Source organism: Acinetobacter sp. AB03 (genome assembly GCF_058107045.1).
Genome location: NZ_JBUEBA010000039.1, coordinates 62,258 through 82,236 on the forward strand (window position 1 = coordinate 62,258; position 19,979 = coordinate 82,236).

General features: G+C 36.3%; 18 protein-coding genes. 6 read left to right on the forward strand and 12 right to left on the reverse strand.

The genetic code is table 11. The features are described 5' to 3' along the window. Positions 1–67 precede the first annotated feature (67 nt). The gene (locus ACY3FQ_RS17670; RefSeq protein ID WP_005028667.1) at positions 68–3,073 is read left to right on the forward strand and encodes a DotA/TraY family protein; all 3,006 of its coding nucleotides are present in this window, start codon (positions 68–70) and stop codon (positions 3,071–3,073) included. A 61-nt stretch (positions 3,074–3,134) separates the two neighbouring features. Here the strand turns inward: ACY3FQ_RS17670 and ACY3FQ_RS17675 are convergent, their stop codons facing one another. Further along, complete coding sequence (locus tag ACY3FQ_RS17675) at positions 3,135–3,629, reverse strand: spectrin repeat-containing protein (RefSeq protein WP_042893415.1); 495 nt, start codon at positions 3,627–3,629, stop codon at positions 3,135–3,137. Between the two features lie 243 nt (positions 3,630–3,872). Here ACY3FQ_RS17675 and ACY3FQ_RS17680 point away from each other — a divergent pair, with 243 nt between their 5' ends. From ACY3FQ_RS17680 to ACY3FQ_RS17690, 3 genes are read left to right on the forward strand one after another with little or no spacing between them, the layout of a single operon-like run. Beyond that, on the forward strand, positions 3,873–5,885 hold the full coding sequence (locus ACY3FQ_RS17680) for a peptidoglycan DD-metalloendopeptidase family protein (RefSeq protein ID WP_099143561.1): 2,013 nt from the start codon (positions 3,873–3,875) through the stop codon (positions 5,883–5,885). 22 nt (positions 5,886–5,907) lie between these two features. After that, positions 5,908–6,318 carry a hypothetical protein gene (locus tag ACY3FQ_RS17685; protein WP_005005820.1) on the forward strand — a complete coding sequence of 137 codons (411 nt, stop codon included), beginning with the start codon at positions 5,908–5,910 and terminating at the stop codon, positions 6,316–6,318. A 14-nt stretch (positions 6,319–6,332) separates the two neighbouring features. Further along, on the forward strand, positions 6,333–6,758 hold the full coding sequence (locus ACY3FQ_RS17690; protein WP_005028662.1) for a hypothetical protein: 426 nt from the start codon (positions 6,333–6,335) through the stop codon (positions 6,756–6,758). A 52-nt stretch (positions 6,759–6,810) separates the two neighbouring features. Here ACY3FQ_RS17690 and ACY3FQ_RS17695 read toward each other — a convergent pair whose 3' ends face one another. The 7 genes from ACY3FQ_RS17695 to ACY3FQ_RS17725 form a co-directional block, all read right to left on the reverse strand. Next, the gene (locus ACY3FQ_RS17695) at positions 6,811–7,455 is read right to left on the reverse strand and encodes a hypothetical protein (RefSeq protein ID WP_005028658.1); all 645 of its coding nucleotides are present in this window, start codon (positions 7,453–7,455) and stop codon (positions 6,811–6,813) included. Next, positions 7,448–9,004 carry a UvrD-helicase domain-containing protein gene (locus tag ACY3FQ_RS17700; RefSeq protein WP_005028656.1) on the reverse strand — a complete coding sequence of 519 codons (1,557 nt, stop codon included), beginning with the start codon at positions 9,002–9,004 and terminating at the stop codon, positions 7,448–7,450. Before ACY3FQ_RS17700 ends, ACY3FQ_RS17695 begins: the two co-directional genes overlap by 8 nt. Before the next feature lie 3 nt (positions 9,005–9,007). Continuing rightward, a complete protein-coding gene (locus tag ACY3FQ_RS17705; RefSeq protein WP_005028652.1) occupies positions 9,008–9,565 on the reverse strand; it encodes a hypothetical protein in 558 nt (185 codons plus the stop codon). Continuing rightward, complete coding sequence (locus ACY3FQ_RS17710) at positions 9,565–10,005, reverse strand: hypothetical protein (protein ID WP_228254382.1); 441 nt, start codon at positions 10,003–10,005, stop codon at positions 9,565–9,567. Before ACY3FQ_RS17710 ends, ACY3FQ_RS17705 begins: the two co-directional genes overlap by 1 nt. Positions 10,006–10,146: 141 nt before the next feature. Next, a complete protein-coding gene (locus tag ACY3FQ_RS17715) occupies positions 10,147–10,821 on the reverse strand; it encodes a hypothetical protein (protein WP_005028648.1) in 675 nt (224 codons plus the stop codon). 12 nt (positions 10,822–10,833) lie between these two features. After that, positions 10,834–11,739 carry a hypothetical protein gene (locus tag ACY3FQ_RS17720; protein WP_005028646.1) on the reverse strand — a complete coding sequence of 302 codons (906 nt, stop codon included), beginning with the start codon at positions 11,737–11,739 and terminating at the stop codon, positions 10,834–10,836. A 122-nt stretch (positions 11,740–11,861) separates the two neighbouring features. After that, the gene (locus ACY3FQ_RS17725; protein WP_489774563.1) at positions 11,862–13,391 is read right to left on the reverse strand and encodes a secretion/conjugation apparatus DotM-related subunit; all 1,530 of its coding nucleotides are present in this window, start codon (positions 13,389–13,391) and stop codon (positions 11,862–11,864) included. 1,081 nt (positions 13,392–14,472) lie between these two features. On the opposite strand from ACY3FQ_RS17725, the gene ACY3FQ_RS17730 reads away from it, so the two are divergent. Both ACY3FQ_RS17730 and ACY3FQ_RS17735 read left to right on the forward strand, forming a co-directional pair. Next, complete coding sequence (locus ACY3FQ_RS17730) at positions 14,473–15,309, forward strand: ParA family protein (RefSeq protein WP_005028640.1); 837 nt, start codon at positions 14,473–14,475, stop codon at positions 15,307–15,309. Positions 15,310–15,318: 9 nt separating this feature from the next. Then, positions 15,319–16,380 carry a ParB/RepB/Spo0J family partition protein gene (locus ACY3FQ_RS17735; protein ID WP_024160785.1) on the forward strand — a complete coding sequence of 354 codons (1,062 nt, stop codon included), beginning with the start codon at positions 15,319–15,321 and terminating at the stop codon, positions 16,378–16,380. Positions 16,381–16,425: 45 nt separating this feature from the next. Here the strand turns inward: ACY3FQ_RS17735 and ACY3FQ_RS17740 are convergent, their stop codons facing one another. Genes ACY3FQ_RS17740 through ACY3FQ_RS17755 form a run of 4 tightly spaced genes read right to left on the reverse strand, consistent with a single transcriptional unit; the run spans position 16,426 to position 19,957 of the window. Then, on the reverse strand, positions 16,426–17,253 hold the full coding sequence (locus ACY3FQ_RS17740; RefSeq protein WP_044110986.1) for a hypothetical protein: 828 nt from the start codon (positions 17,251–17,253) through the stop codon (positions 16,426–16,428). Then, positions 17,250–18,356, reverse strand: a complete 1,107-nt coding sequence (locus ACY3FQ_RS17745; protein WP_099143562.1) for a ParM/StbA family protein — start codon at positions 18,354–18,356, stop codon at positions 17,250–17,252. The genes ACY3FQ_RS17740 and ACY3FQ_RS17745 overlap by 4 nt, the downstream gene beginning before the upstream one ends. A 26-nt stretch (positions 18,357–18,382) precedes the next feature. After that, complete coding sequence (locus ACY3FQ_RS17750) at positions 18,383–18,652, reverse strand: hypothetical protein (protein WP_005005884.1); 270 nt, start codon at positions 18,650–18,652, stop codon at positions 18,383–18,385. 9 nt (positions 18,653–18,661) lie between these two features. Continuing rightward, positions 18,662–19,957 (reverse strand): ATPase, T2SS/T4P/T4SS family, encoded by a 1,296-nt coding sequence (locus tag ACY3FQ_RS17755; protein WP_024160788.1) that lies wholly within the window; start codon positions 19,955–19,957, stop codon positions 18,662–18,664. Between the last annotated feature and the right edge of the window lie 22 nt (positions 19,958–19,979).

Here is a 19,979-nt window from a genome sequence, read left to right on the forward strand (position 1 = left end):
CACTTTGCTTTTAGTCGTCTTAAGTAAGCGATGTATAAGAAGCATTAAGAAAAACGGTGAGTTAGCTATGAGTTTATTTTGTCAATCGACAAATCCGAATTGTGATGGCGACCAAGCCGTTACTCTTCTCTCATCTATCTTTGGACACGACTTCATCAATGCGTTTATCAATGCGTCTGGACCAGCCTCGACAGTACCATCATCAGGTTTACTCACTAATATATTATTAGGCGGTGTAGCTAGTGTGGCAATGTCGTTGGTTTTGGTTTTTGCGATCGGTATTGGTTTAACAGCACTTTTGAAAAGCGCCCAGGACGGTGAAGCTTTCGGGAAAGATTCAAAAGTCACTACGATGTTTTCCCGAATATTATATTCGATTATTTTACTTTTACCTACGGCGTCCGGCTACTGTTTCATTCAAGTAGTCGTGCTAGGTATGGTGCTATGGTCAAATAATGTATCCAATACAATTAATAATAGAACGTTAGGCGAATCCTTAATGGCTTCGGCTAGTTTGTCAGATACGCACGATCATCAGCGTGACATCTTTGGATTTAGGAAAAATGCGCCTGTTATGCTTCGCCAGTTGCATTGTATTAACGTTCTAAACCAAGAGTTTTATACTCTACCGCCAGCATTCGGGCGCTATTTTAGTGATGGTGCTTATGGGGCGAATGCTAATCCTGGTGTTAGCATGACTGCAGTAGAGAAAAAGCAAAACTACATTGATAAAACCGCTAAAACTGCAAGTAACTGGACATCTGTTACTTATAACTTCGCTTACGCTGACAGCCGTTTAGAAGTTGGGGGCAAAAAAGAGCCGATCTGTGGCGGTGCTTCAATGAACGTTGTTAATCCAGCTGCGGTTAATGCTGAGTTAATGGACATTCCTGTTTATAAACTTCGCCAATCAGATCAAAACAAGATCAACGTTGCTTTGGCAAATGTTCAAGCTAAGTTACAACAAGAAAAGAACAATCTATATCGTCAATTCTTTATCGATTTAGAAAAGTGGTATATCGCATATCAAGTAAGCCCTAATGCCACTGAACAGGAAGGAACATTCCCGATTAGTAAAGCTGCTATGGATGCTTTCAATGCGCTAGTTGATAATTATGTGAATAAGAGTCATACCGTAACGAATAATGTTCTGACTTCTGAAAATGGCTATACTGCGGTTCAAACTGTTGTTAATACGCTAAATCAGCGCGGTTGGATGATGACGCCTGAAGCTCGTATTAAAGTAGGTCAATATCGCGCTATTGTTGAGAAGTATATTACTGAACCTTTGTGGACGTTCAGCCCTCCTACACTGAATTCAGCAATCATGAGCAACTCAAAAGGTGAAGCAATTTATAACACCGTTTATGTTGCAATGGATAATGCTGTTGGTAGCATTACATCCAACAATAATTGGGTGGCAAACGGCGATATTGCCGACTCTACCAACTTAATATCAATGTCTACCGATGGTGGTGACTCAAACAAAGTATCCAACATCGATCAAAAGTTTTCGGCATATGGTTCTGCTTGGGCAACAAACATTACTAAATCATTGGTAATGGGTGTATTGGTCGGTGAAAAAGGCGATGCGGAATTATTAAATAATAATTCGTCAAGCTCAAATATCAGCCCTACTACATTGCACCGCAATACGAATGTTATCCGTAATATTCAAGATACTGGTGAAGCAATCTTAGTCTATAAAGCTGTGGCTCAAGGTACTGTTGTCGGCATGAAATTAGTCGTGCTTACTGCTCGTTCTGGTTCTGCTCTTGTTCAATGGGTACCAGGGCTTAAGGGCGTAACTGAAGAAGGCACCAACGCTTTAGAATATGCCGTTGAAAATATCTTTGCTCCTATCCTTGGTCAGCTAGTAACGTATTTGACGATTCTTGGTGTGTGGATGGCGGTTGTTATTCCATATATGCCAATGATCTTCTTTGGTCTAGCTTGTGTAGGTTGGATCATCCATATCCTATACGCTGTGTGTGGTTTGCCTTTATGGGCGCTAATGCACATGATCCCTGAGCGTACTTTTGTCGGTAGCCAAACACAAGGTTATGTCACGGTATTAACGTTGTTCATGCGACCAATATTTATCATTGTTGGTTTCTGGATGGCTGAAATTATTATCGGGCCAGCTCTTGTTACGCTTACTGATATGTTCTTTAGCTACCAAGGTGCAATGAGCATCGCTTATTCATCTAATACGTTTACAGTTATCTTTACTGAGCTGATTACGTTTATCTGGAAGTTCTTCTTATATCTATTCTTGATGACTTCAGCGATCTACCTGATTTACGGGTTGGTATTTAGTGTTGCTGACCAAGTACAACAATGGATTGGTTCTGGATTGAATGGCGGTCAGTGGGGTGAAACAAACTCAAAAGAAGCTATTCAAAAGTTTGGTGGCGCTGCAAGTACGTTGTCTGGTCCATCTCCAGCATCTCGCCGTCCTTTACCGCCTGGTAGACGTCCTGATGGTGGTAAGGGTGGTCCAAATAATCCGAAAGGTGGTGGTGGTGGCAATGGTGGTACAGGTGGTAATACATTAGGCGGTACTGGTAGTACGACTGCATATAGCCCTGTAAACATGCCAGCTAGATCCGCTTCTTTTGGCGCTGCAACTGGTGGTACAGGTGGTATTACTCCAAGTGGTGTCACTGGTGGTACGGGTGGTAGAACTGGTCTTGGTGCTAAACCAACATCACCTACCCCAAGCCAAGGTCAATCTACATTCGGTATGGGTGCTACAAGTGTAAGTGGTACAAATAATACGCCTACTACTGGTGGTGGTCTATATGGTGCAAATGCTTACGGAAAAACAGCTTCTACGTTTAATCGTGGTGTAGCTAAAGCATCAGCATCTAAGACTGGTTCTACTTTCGGTAGTGTGAATGTTGCAAGTGGTACTGGCTATACGTATGGTACTGGTTCGACTCCTAATGCACGTTTTGGTGCTAGTTCTAGTGCAACCAAGAAATCTAATATTTCTGGCCGTAGCACTATGACTAATCGTGTGCGTTCAGGTTTAAGTTCAACTCTGTCTAAGTTTAAAGGTAAACCTTAAAATCTAGACAATAAAAAATGGTGCTTTATAAGCACCATTTTTTTTATCAAAATATTCATAATTAAAAGTTGATTTTCTGAATGTTGTTTTTGTTTGTAGAGTTAAAAATAAATCTACGAACGCCGATATTAACAAGTTGCTGTTGATCTTTCTCTAGCTGACCAACTGCATGACTGTAAGCACGGTTCAAATTGTTATATGAACGGTTTTGCACAAGTAAGTCAAAGTTGTTGATACGCTCTTCTTCTAACTCAATTTGCTTGTTATTAAGCTCGATGTCTTTTGCTTTCATTTGGGCGCAAACATTGTTGTACTTGTTCGCCAGCTCATTGTGCTTGCTTGTAACGTCATCAATGTGTGCGTTCGCTTCAGCAACCAATTCGTTGTACTGATTTGTAATACCTTTGATTCTGTTTTCTAGCATTTCAATGTGAGCTAACAAGGCATTTTCATTCTTCATGTGTACTTTGTTTTGGATTAAAAAGTCTAATCCCATTGAAGCACGGTCAATCGCTTGGTCGAAAGTAGCGCTTAAAACGTGTGCGTGATTTAACATATTTAGATACCTCACTACTTTTATTAAATTAAAATATTAAAACCATGTAACCTTATTCTTAAACCTATCAATAAGATTAACGCTATATGTATATACTATCTTAAAACAAAACCTAAAAACTTTTTTTAAAGTATAAAATAAGTATTTAATCGTATATACTTAATCCGTCCACTTAGCTATTAGGGACATTTAATAAGAAGTTAATTTATTTTAAGAACTTCCTTTAAGCCTGGCGATTCACTTATGAAATTTAAACCCTCATTTCAATTAAAGCCCTTGAGCTGTGGCATTAAAGTCGCAATTTTAGTGACTTGTTCGGCTTTTATTTATACCGCTAACGCCGATCCTATTTCTGAAAACGTAACCGCTACAAATGCTAATACGGCAAAAGTTCCTAACAACGCTCAAAAAATGATTTTCCATAAATATTCGATCATGCCGAATGATGGGCGCCGTAGTGCTGGTCGTTTTGGTGAATTTCGTTTGCGAGGGGGCGCTGCTGGTAGTCATAACGGTATTGATATTAGTCGTGCGAATCCTAATGACCTTACACTTAAAGCAATTGGTTCAGGTTCTATTATCTCTTATGACACACGTTCATCTGGTGCAAGCAACCAATCAACCACTAACCCACTAATTATGCAGATGGATACTGGCGATCGAATCATGTATCGCCATACTGATCCATCGTATCAAAAAAAATATAACGCTTACCCTGGTCAACGTATTCAAGCTGGTCAAAACATCGCACACATGTCAAATAAAGGCTGTGGTTCATGTGCCGTGCATTTGCACATTGAATATGGTGTAAAGGCAAAACGTGGGCTAGATGTTTGGCTGAATAAAAACTTAGATCAAGTTTTTAAAAATCCATCCATTGCACTTCAGCAACGCGTTAAAGGATCTGCGCCATATGTGGGTAGTTCTGAATATAAGTTAACAGATCCTACGCCATATTTACCTCAAGACGTTGTGATTAGTGTCTCGCCACAAGGACAAGCATTAGAAAACAAATACACACCGTACTTGGGTAACACCATTAGGACTCAATGGAATGCCTTATATTCATCATCAACAGGAATCACCCTCCCCGTTTCTTCATCGGTAGATGGCATTGCAGTAAAACAAGGCAAAAAGCTTCCAGCACTTGCATTTAGTGGCGATGTTTCGATGGATGCTTATGGATCTGCACAAGTGCAAGTCGCTCAAATGATTGCTGACGGTACTATCTCACCTGAAGCAGCTGCAAGCGGTACCATTTATGCAAATGATGTTGCTCAATATGCACCGCCTAGAACTATTTTTGGTGGTACGGCTGATGATGTGGGTTTTGATATTGGTGCACTTAATTCTACGCCAGCAGAATTAATTGAAAACATTGGTACTGGACGTTATGGCAACTCTAAATGGTTTAATGAATTAGCAACTATGTCGATGATGGGGCTTTTGATTGAAAAGCTAAACATTATCAATGCACAAAACTATTTGACTAAAGAGATCCATAAACAAAATGAACGCTTAGAGGCTCTTTTGGCAGCTTATACAGCGTCAGAAACTCAACGCTATTCTGGCCGTGTAGATGAACTTTATACGAAAGCTGAACAACCAACTGTTATTCCTGAAGTAGCAGTAGTTGAAATGAAACAGCTTTTTGAGGAAGGTGGAAACGGGCAAGTTTATTCAGATGCACAAATCTTAAAAGGTGGACAAGGTACTCCAGATCGTAAATGTGGTTGGGGTATACCAGGTGCTTTTGGTGCGGTTAAAGATGGTATTAAACGTGTTTCTTTAAAACATGGTTATAACCCTAATGACGTTGCAGCTATTCTTGGTTTTGAATCTGCCGGTTTTAATCTTAAAATTGACAACAACGCTGGTGCATATGGTTTAAGTCAATGGACTAAAATTGGTATAACAGATATTAATGCTTCAGATTTAACAGCGAGAGGAATACCAGCTTCAATTAAATCAAACCCTAAGCAAATCACTACACTGAGTGCTCAACAACAAGTCGAATTATTAGATTTATATCTTGCAGTAAAAGCACGACAACGTAAAAGCGACTATAATAATAAAACAATAGCTGGGTTTTATGCTCTAGTTTTAGGTGGACCATATAAAAGCCCTAGTCGTGAATATAATGCGAACAGAAACCTCGATAGAAACCCTCGAGATGGTGTTGTGACTTTAGCTGAAGCCGTTACATTTGAAGGTATTGTTATGCGTTTATGCCCTTACTATTCTGAATACCCTTAATAGAGCAATTAAAGGAAATATTATGAAAAACAGATTTTTGTCTTTATTGGGTTTTAGCCTTTTAGCATGTGCATCTTTTAATGCTAGTGCTAATACTAGCTCAGACTCTATTCGTGCTGAACTTGAAAAACTGCGCTTAGTAAACGTTAAATGTGCTGCGGTTTCTAACGATCCATTTGATGCAAAACACCTAAATTGCTATACAAATGTTTATAACCGCGCAAGTCAGCTTGGTAGCCTTGCTTCTAAATATATTAATAATGAAGAAGCTCCGCGTGTTCTAGCTGATCACAATCGAAACTTTACTCAGTTACTTGCTAACTGCGATCAGTTATACGCTGGCCAGACTGCAAAGTACAAAACACTAAGCATGCAATGTAAAGCGACCAATAAATTAGGTTGGGCAATGTTTATTCCGGCATTAATGAAGTAATAAAGGATCAGGTTATGAAAAAGTTTTTAAGTTTAGCTTTGTTATGTGCTGCTACCATTATTACGTCATCTGCCAACGCTGGTTATAAGACCAAAGCTGAAGCTATTCAAGCTTATAACAAGGTACAAGCTGAGTATCAAAAATGCGTGTTTAATTATAATGAAGCGCGTGATTCTGAGTACGGTTCACCAGAACTTAAGTGCAATACACCATACAACCAATCATTAACACGTTTCATCAAAGACGTTCGTGCGGAAAGTCAAAAGAATGCTGCAGCTTGGCAAGCAATCAATACACAACATATTAAATTTAGCCAAAACTGTGATAGTCAAACTATGGTGAGCTCATACAATCCATCGTTTTTTATTCGTCAATCTTTTATGTGTGAATCCTCTGCTTTTACATCTTTAGCACAAGTGGCAATCGACCTTTCTTATTAATTTCAAAACATAAAAAGGGCATCTATAAGATGCCCTTTTTTGTCGTTTGGTTTTAGACTTTTTCTATAATTGTTTCGGTATCTGGTGTTTCAACTTCAAACCCAAAGTGAAGATTACCGTATTCAATTGCTTCTTCTACCCAATGCAAGCCCATGTTTTGCTCATTTCCTACTTTGCTTGAATCATAAGCCTCAAGGGGCATCACCCTCTTAATATCATTTTCGATGAAAAAATATGTATAACAGTGAGGGTGCACATATATTCCATCAAAATAAAATGGAATTAAATATCTCCCCTTTAATTCCTTAAACTGCTCAATTGTATGTTTACTTGAAGCAATTCCACCGCCTGAATCTATGACAATGCTTCTAAAAGATCCTGAAGGAATATCAACGATAGCCAGGCCATCGAACGTTTCTACACCATTTAATATCTCTTTAGTTTTGAGATAAACACCTGGTTCAAAATGGCGTTGCTTGAAATTAAAATCTTCCGTGAAACTAAAGATTGACTTTGTTTCCTTTTCAATTAGATGAAACATTTCAAGAAGTGGTGTGATTATATCTGCGACCTGTGAGCCCTTTTTCTTAACAAGCTCCATGATATACGGTTCGTGATGAAACTCTCCGCGAATATAACTAGCATTGTGACATGCCTGAAACACTCTATTTTGCAGAACTTCAACTTGATTAGGCATTTGAAATCTCCGTATTTTTTGAATTTAAGTGTTCCAATAAATCATTAATGCCATCTGTAAATAATATGTTTTTGGCTCGTGTTACGGTCACATACAACAGCCGTTTTTCATCTGCAGAAATCATTAGCTTTTTATCGAGAATTTTATAGTTAAAGCCTTTTGCGATTAGGACATTATCCCACTCTAAACCTTTACTCTTGTGTGATGTGCTAATGACCAAAGTGTTTTTTGGGTCAGTTTCATCATCAGCCATACTATTTTCTAACGCCCACTCAATCACTTGCCATGAGTATTGGTTTGTTAGATCCAGAAAGGTTTTTAATTCTGTAGTTGCCCCCTCCACTTCTCCAAACACTTGTATATGGTCCACAAGCTCTTGGTAGGAAGAAAAGTTTTGAAGCTCTTTACACGTTGGCCGTTTATTTGCTCTCAGTTGAAAAATCCCACTGAAAATATCTTTACTGCGCTTTCCATCAACCTCAAGACGTATTTTCTTTTCGCCATTAAGGTAGCCATGAAACTTAAAAAAGTATTCAAAAGCCGTAGCATTTGTTCTACAAATAATCGCGTTCAATGAAGATGGTGCATAACTTGATGTACTGAAAGTGGTAACTTTTGACGTTTTACTTGGTAAACCTTTTAACTGTCTGGTTTCACCAAAAAGTTTATTGAGAAGTAGATTAGCTATATCTGCAACTGCATTACCAAACCGAAACGACTGTTCTAAGTACAATGCTTCAAGATCTAGGTTCTGTAAAATATCTTTCGCACCCCTAAAGCCATATATGCTTTGGTATGGATCTCCAACAAAAATAACTTTTGCTTTTTGACGTTTGAGTACGTCTAGTATTAATTGGTCACTATCTTGGCTTTCATCTACCATCACGTAATCAAAATCAAGTTGTGGTTTTTGCAGTACCCACCACTTGAGATAGTAATCGTGTGTAATACCATAATCACCGTTTGGATCAACTACATCATTCCAGATCATTTTCGCAATTGAAGTGATTTTATCTTCAAGAACGTCATTGCGCTTAATTGATGTTTGTTCTTTTAAAGCTATGTAAGCATGATCATTGGTAACAGTCTGATCCACTGTCATACAAAAATAACGTAATGTATTAAGGATAATCAGCGCTAATGTTAGATCGGTGAGTTGTCGGTTTTTCCCGTTGTACTGAAATCGAATGTTTTCAAGCTTAAACTTTTGAACAATATCTTTAGGAAGTAACGTAGGTTTGTTAATCTTATTTTTCAGCCAACCAGGTATATTTCTGTAAGCTAGAGAATGGAATGTAGAACATGTGACTGAATTCAGCCCATATTCAGCGAATTTTTGATTAGCTTCATCTGCCATCTTTTTATTAAATGATAGATATAGTCCAAGCTTACCTAGTTGTTGCAAAGCACTACTACAATGGATCAATGTCGTAGTCTTACCAGTACCAGCAAAAGCAATCAATTTAAAACTGGTTTTTAGTCGTGTTGCTTTATCAATTGCTCGTTGCTGTTCACTGGTAGGTTTTTGAGTAATTTTCTTCACAACCATTGCTTAATTTCGTGCTAAAAAAGAACTTGGTTTTTTGTTTTTCATTACAAGCACATCGCTTTCAACAATTTGCATCTGGCTTGCTAAAAAGTTAACTTGTTGCTTCAGTTCGTTTATATCGCTTTTTAGTTCAACTACTTGCACTTGCATCTCAAGGTTTGAATATTTGAGCTTGTTATTCTCAGTTTCTTTCTCTTTTAGTGCTGCCTGTAATCTTTTGATTTCCTGTTGGCTCTCTATGTTAGCCACATTAATATTGCTCTTGCTTTGAATATTTTGTGCTTGAGAAGATGTACTCTCAATTGCAACAGGTGTTGGCTTTGGTTGTACTGTGCCATTATATTTGGTTGTCTCTGAGATCTTATCCCATAGTGAATATGTGCGTAATGGCGCTGGTATATTTTGATTTGGTGTTGAAAAACTGGTGCGTAAAGCATTTGCACTGTCTTTAGATACAATGTCTCCAGAACTATTAATTTCAGTAAAGCCAGCATAAGCAAGTGAAACAACTGTTGAAACTGCTATTGCACCAATTACCTTAAAATAGTTTGATTTCTTCATTAGAATGCCCCTTTCAAGCGCTTATTTTTTGCCGTTTGATTTGATGATTTTCGAGTGATTGTGTTGTTTTCTAAATTGATAGAAACACCTACATTCATGACCTGATTTTTCTGTGGGTTGTATTGAATAAAGACCAGTTCTTTTGCATATTTCTTTGCGTGTGTTAAACGTTCAGCATGAATTTCATCAAGATTAAATCTGATTTGCATTCGCGATATATACAGCTTGAATAACTGATCATTTACTTCAGCTAAATTTAAAACTAAGCCTTTTTCATCTATAGAAGCAGACTCGAAAGTTAAATCATTTAAAAACCAATTTTCGGGTTGTATTAGTAAATAAAACTTTTCAACTTCGCTTGTGATTGCATATGAAAAACAAAACTCATTCACCTGATAGGTGCTTAAGCAAATGGTTTCATTGTTATAGCCACGTTTCATGTTTCGGTCATATGAGCTCAACCACCAAACTAAATAGTGTCGTGCTTCCAACTCTTTAACGGTTATTTGTGCTATTTCTGAGGCCTTTAGCTGTAATGCTTCAAGGTTTTCTATTCGTCTAGCTCTCATAGATAATTCACCTTATTTTTCTTGAAAGCATGAGTTATCAAAAGCCATTGAGTTAGGATCTAACCCCATGTTTTTAAGAGCCAAGGCTTTACCGTCAAGTTCAGGGTTATCAGATGTGCTTAGTTGTTGCGAACTTGTTTCTGAAGATGCATTTTTCTCATTAGTACCTGAACCTAAAAAGTAACCGCCTCCAGCAAAAACAACTACTGCAGCTACAATGCCCATAGCTGGCCAAGACGTTTTAAAACTAGAGAATCTATCTGCTAAAGATAAGCTGTATTTTTCTTCATTAGAACGTATAGGGCTGTCTGTAACATCAGCCTTATATTCATTTAGAGCTTGATGCCAAACTTCCTTTATGTAGCTCTGAAGTTCATATGTACTGAAACGAACCTTGCTTTTGTTTAAGTAATAGCATGGCTCACTTATAAGAATTTCTGTGTTTTCGTCAGACTTTAAGAAAACTTGTCCTCTAAACAAATTATTCTCGACCTGATCAAATCCTTTGATCGTTAATAGTAGATCCGTGGCCTTTGCATCTATATTGAAGATGCTCACCTGGCGATTTCTATCCGTATCTCCAGAAAGGTCAGAATCTAAAAACATAGACTCATTGTTTATCTTAGAGAAATAAGGTGAAAAGTTTCCGACAATCGATTGGAAAGCTTTCAATTGAGTTTTGTTCATCTCAATTCCCTCTTATTTGAAAATATAGTCAAGAGTGGCTGTTTCTGAAGTTCCTCTACGAGCTTCAACTTTTCCAGTCTTTTTATTTACAAAGATAGCAACTGGTACACCAGCAGTTAGTGGCTGTGGCTTTTGTCCAGCGCTACGAATTGCTTCTCGCTGTTCACGATCTTCTTTTGGCATTGCAACAATATCTTCGTGATAGAAGAAGATAGATTGAAGAGCGCCTAAGTGTTTATCCAACTCAGCAAGTTCCTGTGGTGTAGGAATCACTTTAATTGAGTTAATTTCTTCATCTGTTCCATTAAAGGTTTTATTAATAGTATCTTCAGATGGTTTACGAAGAATTCCAGCTGCTAATTGTTTTCCGTTTTCACTTTGGTTTAGAACTAAAGCTGGAATCCATTTAATAGTTGCACCGCTTTTAACGTATGAGCGAGAAAGGTTGAATGTTTCGTGACAATATTTACAGCGTGGATCGTAAATGATGTAAACAGTGTTGTTATCATTCGCTTTCCCCTCTTTAAACCCTGAAAGCGTTTTTACAGCTTTAAAGACTGGATGATTGTATGCACTGGCCAAATTCCCAACGGAAGCTGTTGGTTGTCGTGCTGGTGTATTCATTTTTTTTGCAGTTAATTTAAGAGGCTCAGATATATTTTTTTTAGTAGCAGAATCCCAAGCTGTACCATGTAAGATGACTTTTTCATCGGATGTTGTAAAAAACACCGCATTTTTCCCATTAGGTGCCTCAAGAATCCAAGAAGTTAAACCTCCACTAAAGGGTTTAACTTCTTTTACTTTGCCCATTTTTTGCATCTTAGAAGTAAGGTCCTGAGATGGTGCAGCGTAAGTAGAGATTGTAATAATACTAATAGCGCAACTTGCTACTATTTTAGTGAAATTATTTAAAAGCATTTTAGAGTATTACCTTTTAAGCCATGTTTTAGCAGTATAGTTAAAATATGGTTTTAAAAAAATAGTTAAATAAAAAAGACCGGTGTTTTAATACCGGTCAATTATAACTTATAAGTTTAAGACTAAAACCCTTTTTGCTTGTTTTTTTGTATTTCATCCTGTGGTATTTCTACGCTCACCATATCAAAAACATGATCGTCACTATACTTAAAATCATCTTTATCATTGTTTTTAGAGTTATAAGATCCGTTGTTTAATTCCTTGTCCGTAAACTCTACTACTCGAATAATACTGTTCACATCTTCAGCAGCTTTTTGTCTAGCTTCAGTCATGGCAAAACTCAATAATTCGTATTCAAAACCAACAAGGCCAATGTTAAAGTCTGGCTCTTCTAATGGCTTCCCTAATTTCACCTCAATTAGATAATGCGAGATTGGACCTAAACCCTCACTAAACAAAGACGGTCTACCAATATTCTGTATGAATGCGTATGCAGTTCGATTGTATAGTTTTAACCAGCGTATATCTGTTGGTGGCATTACACCTAGTTGTCTTGCTGTTAATACAACCTCACACAAAATAGTTCTTACATATGCATGGTTTTTAAAAATCTTAGTAGCAACGGGATGTTTAATGTATTTGTGAATTCTTTTTCTAAGGAAATCAAAATTAAACCCTACAAGCTTACGATCGCCCTCAACATACTGATTTTCAATTGCAAACAATGAGTTGTTAGGTATATTTTTTGTGCAAATATCCCAATAGTAATTAATTAATGTTGTTGAATCTTTTTTGATTTTACGGAACTCTTCATCATCCATAGATTCATCGGTTGCACATGCTACTGGTAAATACAAAGCTAGCAAAATTGTATCAACATCGGATAAATACGATAATTCATCGGGTGATGTTTCTTTTGAATTATCAAGGGTTATCCAAAGATCCCCTAGTTGTTCACGTAAGACATTTAAAAACTTCTCTTCATCTATGATAGGTACTGTTTCACTTTTATCATTATATTCTTTCGTTACTCCGTTGATTGTAATGTTCACAAGGCGCTCTTTAGTTCCTGTAATTAACTCATGCCTATTTGCAAACTCATAAGTTGAATCTAGCGCTTTAAAATGACCATTGTTCGTATCATATTTTGACAAGTCTAATGGACCAAAAACCTGTAAGTGTCTTTGGTTTGGAATTTGTTCCTCTATGAACTCTTCTAGGTTCATGCTTTTGATAAAGCCCCGTGCTGGATGCTCGCTGTTGAAGCGGTCATAAGCTTTCTTTATCCAAGGTGTTGCCAGCAAAAATATTAATAAATTCCATGCTTGACTGGCTTTTGAAATTTGAAAAATAGTGACTTCGCTAAACTTATTTTGACAAAATAATGGAAGCCAATTGTTTGTTGGTTTACATAGGTGTTCTGTTGAATACACCAACTCACTTAGTAAAGGCACGTAGTTAAGCCCGATAGCTTTGAATATGCTATGTATCCACCATAGAGGAATAATTAAAATGCCTTTTGTGTATACTAAAAACCCTACAATTTGAGGTTTATAAGCAAACCATACAGCCAAAAAAGCCACTAAAACCATAACAACAGTAAATATATAAATATGATTCTCATGTACAAGCTTATCTTTTGGATCTGCCATTTTATAGCCTATTAATATGTGTATTGTTGGGTATTATATAGTTAATATTGGTTTTAATCTAATTCCCCTTAAACCTTTTAAGGATTTTAAGTCTGGTTTTAAGCTCTTGACTAAAGTGGCATTTAATACCTTTTAAAGCTTAAATCAGGTCAATCTCAACACTAAGCCAGTATTCTTGGTCAAATACTAAAAAGAATGAATAAGAAGCCCTCCCCTACTAGACATTTAAGTGGATTAACCGCCTATATAATAAATTTCTCTATAAATATTGTTGGTAGTCTTTTTATTGAATAGGGTACTCCCCTACTCAGCTAATATAGATCATTTTCAGTTGTACATTTCACAACGTCTACTCATTTATTTAACTGTAAGTAGTAGTAAGCCCTCCCCTCTTCTTGGCAACTCCATTTTTATCAGTCTGATAATGAATAAATCAACGATTTAGAATCGAAAAACCGTTATCAGCCTGATAATGAAAAAACCACGCCAAGGGATCTAAAGCTGTTATCAGTCTGATAATGAAAAAAACCATGCCAAGGAATCTAAAGCTGTTATCAGTCTGATAATGAAAAAAACCACGCCAAGGGATCTAAAGCTGTTATCAGTCTGATAATGAAAAAAACCACGCCAAGGAATCTAAAGCTGTTATCAGTCTGATAATGAAAAAAAACACGCCAAGGGATCTAAAGCTGTTATCAGTCTGATAATGAAAAAATCCACGATTAAAAATCGAAAGCTGTTGTCAGTCTGATAATGAAAAAATCCACGATTAAAAATCTAAAGCTGTTATCAGTCTGATAATGAAAAAATCCACGATTAAAAATCTAAAGCTGTTATCAGTCTGATAATGTAAAAAACCACGCCAAGGGATCTAAAGCTGTTATCAGTCTGATAATGAAAAAAACCACGCCAAGGAATCTAAAGCTGTTATCAGTCTGATAATGAAAAACACATAAGATATGGACACATGTTAGGCATATAGATTGAAAAAGTTGAAATATATTAAAAATAAAGTGAAAAAGTATTTTAAATATTTTTCAAATATTGTATTGTTTGACTTTACTTGAAAGGTGATTGAAAAATGGAAAAGAACTCAGGAAAAACTTATATTTGTACAAGCATCCACTTTAAAGGTGGTGTGGGCAAAACAACATCTACGGTGAATTGTGCTGCTAAGCTTGGAAAATTAGGTTATACGGTTTTAGTAATCGACTTAGATAGCCAACGTAATGCAACAAAACATATTTCAAATGTTCCAGATATTAACGATATAGATGGCACTCTAAAAGATATTTTTGAAAACTATAAAACAATTAACATTCACGATGTTATACAAGGTCCAGATAAAACCAACTTTGAAAATGTGTCTTTGATTGCTTGTGCTAATAACATTCGTGATGTTGAAATCAATATTCAGCGTTCTAGTCCAGTTCCTAATGAAATTATTAGAAGTGTATTAAGAAAGATAAAAGGGGATTTCGACTTTATTTTGTTAGATTGTCCACCGCGAATGGAAACTCTAACTTTTAATGCTTTGTTAGCATCAAACAGTTTATTAATTCCATTACAGGGTGAATACAGTATTCAGGGTTTGGAAGATATACTTAACTCTATGGATGACTTAGAGACAAGCAATCCAGATTTAAAAATTCTATCGCCAGTACTAAACTTTTATAACAAGCGTAATACAGTGGATCTTACCTTGGCTGAAGATATTCGCAATGAATATGCTCAACCAAAATTGCAAGAAAAACTGGTAAATAAGGAATTAATCTGTATTCCAAATGCTACGGTTTTTAGTCAAGCATCATATGTTAAGTGTTCCGTATTTGATCTGGATGCTGGAAAAGAAACACCAGCAAAACAAGCAATTAATCAACTTGTAGATCTAATGGTTTCTGAATACAAAAAATTATAAGGTGCTGATATGAACTTTAAAGATAAAGTAAAAAGCATGAAAAAAACATCTGTTGCTAATGCAACAGGGAGTGATGCTCAAGTTACTGATGTAAAAGAAAATACAGCGACTCCAACCATAGAAGAGGGGAGTCTTAACCCACTAGCTAAGCGAGAAACAAAAAATATTGTTAGCGGATCTCATTTAGAATCAATCGACATTGATTTAATTGATCCATCACCTTATCAACCACGTATCATGAATAAACGTGTATATGAGAAGTTGCCAATTTTGGCTGCTGATATAGAAACTAATGGACAAATTAACCCGATTACAGTTCGACAGAAGGGTAATCGTTACGAGTTAATTGCTGGTGAGAGACGTTTTAGAGCAATTAAAGAGATTTTAAAGCTCAAGAGAATTACTGCTTTAGTTAAAACATCTATGAATGATGATAAAGCTGCTATAACAGCTTTATTGGATAATACTGCTAGACAAAATCTTTCAGATTTTGAAAGCATATTAAAAATCAAGCAATTATGTGAAGAGTTTGGTTATCCTTTTGAAAGTTATGAATTTGTTACTGAAAAATTTGCGATTGATAAGTCGAAGTATTTCCGTCTCAAATATATTCTAGACTTACCTGAGTTCATTTTGGACTCTTTGAACGAAGATCCTGAGCTAATTTCTGGATATATTGCTCAAGAAGTGAATACCGCAATAAATAAAGCTTTAGAAACTAAAACTGAAAAAGCAATTTTCGACTTGTTAAGACCAGAATGGGATAAATACGTTGAAGAATTTAAATCCACGGGCAAGCGTCATAAAGGATTTATAGCTATTTTGAGTGAAGAAGAAAAAGCAAATAAGGCGACTAAGCCTGAAAAAACTGAAGAAGCTACTACTGAAGAACAACCGAGTAAGATTAAATTCGATTTTAAGACAGATAAGGGCGTTAAATTTGGTTCTATGAGTTCTGAATGTGGTACCAAAGGTAAGAGTGTACTTAAGTTGCGAGTAGCCTTGGATGCAGATATTACAGAAGAGAAAGCTAGAAAAATTGAAGAGTTTTTTAAGAGCTTGAATGATTGAAGTTTCAAAACTTTGAATTAAAAAAACCGGCATTGCCGGTTTTTTTTATAATAGATCTGGATTAAAAGTCTGGTTAAGCCAATCCGAACTACTTGGATTGGTTACTGGTTTTGATTCAGATACGTTTTGACTTGGTTTAGCATTGTTAATTTCGGACGTTTCGGTATTTTGAGATGTTTCAACGGTAGGGGAGTGGTCCTGAATGTTTTTATGTTCAGTATGTTTAGCTTCCTTTATCTTAACTGCTTTTTGAACAGGAACCTCCTTGCTCTTGATAGAATTAGTTACGGGCTTTTTAGGTGATTGTTCAATTTGCTCCTTACTACTTTCTGGTATTTGTATGGATATATGATCAAGATACTTTTTTTCAAGATATTCAATATCGTACACATAGTAAGCAGTATTAAACTTGGTGTATGTTTCAACACAAGTACTTAAGCCAAACCTTAATAGGAAAGAATTGACAGAATATAGGCTTGCCATATCCTCATTAACTTCATACAACTTATAAAGGTATGAAAGCTCAATTAGAACCGCTATACCAGCATGTAAAACAGCAGTTATGTAATTTCTACGAAGCTTTCCTTGAGGATGTTTTTTAATTGAATTAAATAGTTTTTGATTTGCATTTTTATCTATTTTCATTCGTACAGGCTGTGCAAACGTCTCGTCTATTTCATTTTGCACTGGCGCATTTAGAAAAATCTTCTGCTTGTCAGTACAAAAGATAAATCCTAAATACAGCAGACTTAAACTAAAAGCGTTTAAGTCTAGACCTGGTAGATTTCTATTAACACTACTAATCACATCAAGATCTTCTCTTGTTAAGTGAATTAATTGATAGGATAGTTGTATGTAGTTTGAATCTGTCATTTGATTTCTGCGTACATTTTATACATGTATTTAGCTAACTTATATAAACCTTTAGCATTGGCATACTCTGGTGATTCAGCGATTCTTACGTTCGGTAAGTCGTACTTTTCTTTAATCTCTTTTTCAAGAAAAGCTGCACCGCCTCCACAAAATAATACTAATGCTAAATCATCGCCTCCACCGATCTGTTTAGAGATAAAGTTATTTAATTCGATCATGAATTCGTTTTTAGCTTGCTGAATTAAATCTGTAATATCTTTGGCTTGAGATCCTATACCATAAGTTCCAGATTTTAGTGCGAAATCTAGCCAGTTAGCGTTAACTGTTTTATAGCCAGATTCAAGAATTAAGCTAGTGATTCGTTCATAGATGGTAAGAATACCAAGGTTACGTGATGTAGAACGATGGCCATCAAGCATGTTTCCTCCATCTAATGTGACTACAATATCAGTGGTTTTACCGCCAATATCGATTACAGCACATTCAGAACTTATTAAAAGATCACTATCTTCTGAACCGTTTCCGTGTACATCAATAATCTCATTAAAATAAGCTGTTTGAGCTTCACATTTAACAATATGTCTTTTAATGATATTAAGCGGTTTACCAGCTTTATGATCTTTTAAGTTGAAGCAAACATCACCATTGAGTAGAAAATTAGTTTTCATATCAATAAGTGGCATGTTTTTGGTTTTTTCAGGTGTGTAATAGCGACTAACAGGAAGTGAAGTAGCGATTGCAAACGCTCTACCATCATATGTTCCGATATGGTCAATATAGGCCTTAATTGCCTGGTGTATTAGTGCCTTGTTATATTCAGATGTCGGGTATTCGTCTGTTCTGGTATCCAGAGGAACACTACTATTGATCTTCTTACCAACTGTATAAAAGTTTTCATTAACTTTAACCACATAATAGTCAGTAGAATCCTCTTCGCCAGTGAGGACTTTTCCTGAATAAGCAATACTAGGAATAGTCAGTTTGATTTCATTTCCATCTTGATCTAGACCAGCATAAAGCTTTGTACCGCCATGTCCATCATCAATACCTAGAACAATATAACGTTCTTCAATCGCTGGTTTTTCATTTTGAGTATTTTTCATAAGTTTACCTTTCAATTTTTCAAGATTTACAACGAGTAACGTCTTCTACCGCGTCTAGTGTATTTATTGCCCCCAAAAACTAAGCGTCTAAGAGCAGAGGGGATATAGCTGTATTTGTATTTAAATACTTTTTCAATAACCAATGTTGCTACTATCAAGCCGATGAAAAGCATAAGTTTGAACAAGGAAAACTTAATAACAACAGCTAGAAAAGGTATAAACAAATATCCGTTTAAACCGCCCCATAGGATTAGATTTAATCTAAATTGCGACCAGTGTGCATATTGATCATCCATATTCGCCTCTTAATAAATCAGTTTGTAATAGTAGTCTTCATGCAAACGACCAGCTTTGAGTAGATCGTCAGCTTGTTTCCTGAAACTCTTACTGATGTTTGGATCTGAACCATCAGAATTAATCATTAACTCTCGAATAAACTTCTGTTGAGCATGAATATCATCAATTAAAAGCAATTCTTCTTTCAGTTGAGGTGATAAAATTAAGTGTTCCCTTACAGCAAATACCTTGCCGTTCACATCTTTAACAAGACGTTGAGCAATCAATGTATAAACTGAACCAATAATGTCAGCTGCAGCCTGAAGATGTTCTTCATGCTTAAAGCGCTTCAACATACGTGGAATAATTTTGTCTACGGTGGTTGCGTGAACCGTTGCAAAAACAGGGTGGCCAGTTAAAGAAAGTTCTAGAGCTGCAGAAATTGTTTCTTTATCTCGCAATTCACCGATTTCAACTGCAGCAGGACGTCTACGCATCGCCTCTCTATTTGCATCCGCAAAAGTCTCGAAGTTATTGGGGATTTCGCTTTGACTAACAATACTGTGTGTGCTTTCAATTGCGTCATACTCGTATTCGATAGGCTCGTTGTGAGTCAAAATATTTCCACGAATATGAGTATTATTTTCCAACACATAGCGAATATTTGAAGCTAGTGTTGTACTTTTACCAGAACCAGTGATACCGCCAATGATGTAGCAACCATTGTGAGGTAGCGATCTTTTAATGAAATCTTCATCTAAACCCACTTTTGAAAAGTGAGGGGGAATGCCAGAAATTGTACGTAACGTTATCTGAAAAGAATCTCCAGATCCACGATACGAAGTTCGAGATACGTTCACACGAAAGTTATAACGAGTTTCCTTACCTGAAGCGTCTTTCTGCAGAATACGATATGCCTTATTAATAAACTTATTATTAATAAGGACTAAGTAGGCATTTTCATCAGCAATCGTTCTTAGGATGTGTAGAGCTTCATCACGATTGATAATACGGTGTGTTAACGAATATAACTCCAAGTCTTTCATCATTGTGATGGGGCGATCTGGACTAATGAAAATATCTGAAGCACCATGAGCTAATGCTTCATATAGAAGACTTTCAAATTCATCGCGACTTTTAAACCCTTGTTTCGGATCTTTGTATGTCGTTATGGCTGTTAATGTAGCCAAACCAAAACCACGGCTAGAATCGTAGTCTTTGCGAATGTCTTTGGTAGCTGTCAGAATCTTATTTTCAGATCCTTTAATCTTGTTAACATCAAATAATGCAGATTTTGCTTTTAATGTCGAAACCTTCATTTGCATTTAAAACTTCCAATTGAGTTAG

Excerpts from the sequence above, each read along its gene's own strand:
- ACY3FQ_RS17675 (WP_042893415.1), bottom strand. The coding sequence starts at position 3,629 with ATGTTAAATCACGCACACGTTTTAAGCGCTACTTTCGACCAAGCGATT.
- ACY3FQ_RS17750 (WP_005005884.1), bottom strand. The coding sequence starts at position 18,652 with ATGGATGATCAATATGCACACTGGTCGCAATTTAGATTAAATCTAATC.
- ACY3FQ_RS17670 (WP_005028667.1), top strand. The coding sequence starts at position 68 with ATGAGTTTATTTTGTCAATCGACAAATCCGAATTGTGATGGCGACCAA.
- ACY3FQ_RS17755 (WP_024160788.1), bottom strand. The coding sequence starts at position 19,957 with ATGCAAATGAAGGTTTCGACATTAAAAGCAAAATCTGCATTATTTGAT.
- ACY3FQ_RS17735 (WP_024160785.1), top strand. The coding sequence starts at position 15,319 with ATGAACTTTAAAGATAAAGTAAAAAGCATGAAAAAAACATCTGTTGCT.
- ACY3FQ_RS17705 (WP_005028652.1), bottom strand. The coding sequence starts at position 9,565 with ATGAAGAAATCAAACTATTTTAAGGTAATTGGTGCAATAGCAGTTTCA.
- ACY3FQ_RS17715 (WP_005028648.1), bottom strand. The coding sequence starts at position 10,821 with ATGAACAAAACTCAATTGAAAGCTTTCCAATCGATTGTCGGAAACTTT.
- ACY3FQ_RS17680 (WP_099143561.1), top strand. The coding sequence starts at position 3,873 with ATGAAATTTAAACCCTCATTTCAATTAAAGCCCTTGAGCTGTGGCATT.
- ACY3FQ_RS17685 (WP_005005820.1), top strand. The coding sequence starts at position 5,908 with ATGAAAAACAGATTTTTGTCTTTATTGGGTTTTAGCCTTTTAGCATGT.
- ACY3FQ_RS17710 (WP_228254382.1), bottom strand. The coding sequence starts at position 10,005 with ATGAAACGTGGCTATAACAATGAAACCATTTGCTTAAGCACCTATCAG.
- ACY3FQ_RS17725 (WP_489774563.1), bottom strand. The coding sequence starts at position 13,391 with ATGGCAGATCCAAAAGATAAGCTTGTACATGAGAATCATATTTATATA.
- ACY3FQ_RS17730 (WP_005028640.1), top strand. The coding sequence starts at position 14,473 with ATGGAAAAGAACTCAGGAAAAACTTATATTTGTACAAGCATCCACTTT.
- ACY3FQ_RS17695 (WP_005028658.1), bottom strand. The coding sequence starts at position 7,455 with ATGCCTAATCAAGTTGAAGTTCTGCAAAATAGAGTGTTTCAGGCATGT.
- ACY3FQ_RS17745 (WP_099143562.1), bottom strand. The coding sequence starts at position 18,356 with ATGAAAAATACTCAAAATGAAAAACCAGCGATTGAAGAACGTTATATT.
- ACY3FQ_RS17690 (WP_005028662.1), top strand. The coding sequence starts at position 6,333 with ATGAAAAAGTTTTTAAGTTTAGCTTTGTTATGTGCTGCTACCATTATT.
- ACY3FQ_RS17720 (WP_005028646.1), bottom strand. The coding sequence starts at position 11,739 with ATGCTTTTAAATAATTTCACTAAAATAGTAGCAAGTTGCGCTATTAGT.
- ACY3FQ_RS17740 (WP_044110986.1), bottom strand. The coding sequence starts at position 17,253 with ATGACAGATTCAAACTACATACAACTATCCTATCAATTAATTCACTTA.
- ACY3FQ_RS17700 (WP_005028656.1), bottom strand. The coding sequence starts at position 9,004 with ATGGTTGTGAAGAAAATTACTCAAAAACCTACCAGTGAACAGCAACGA.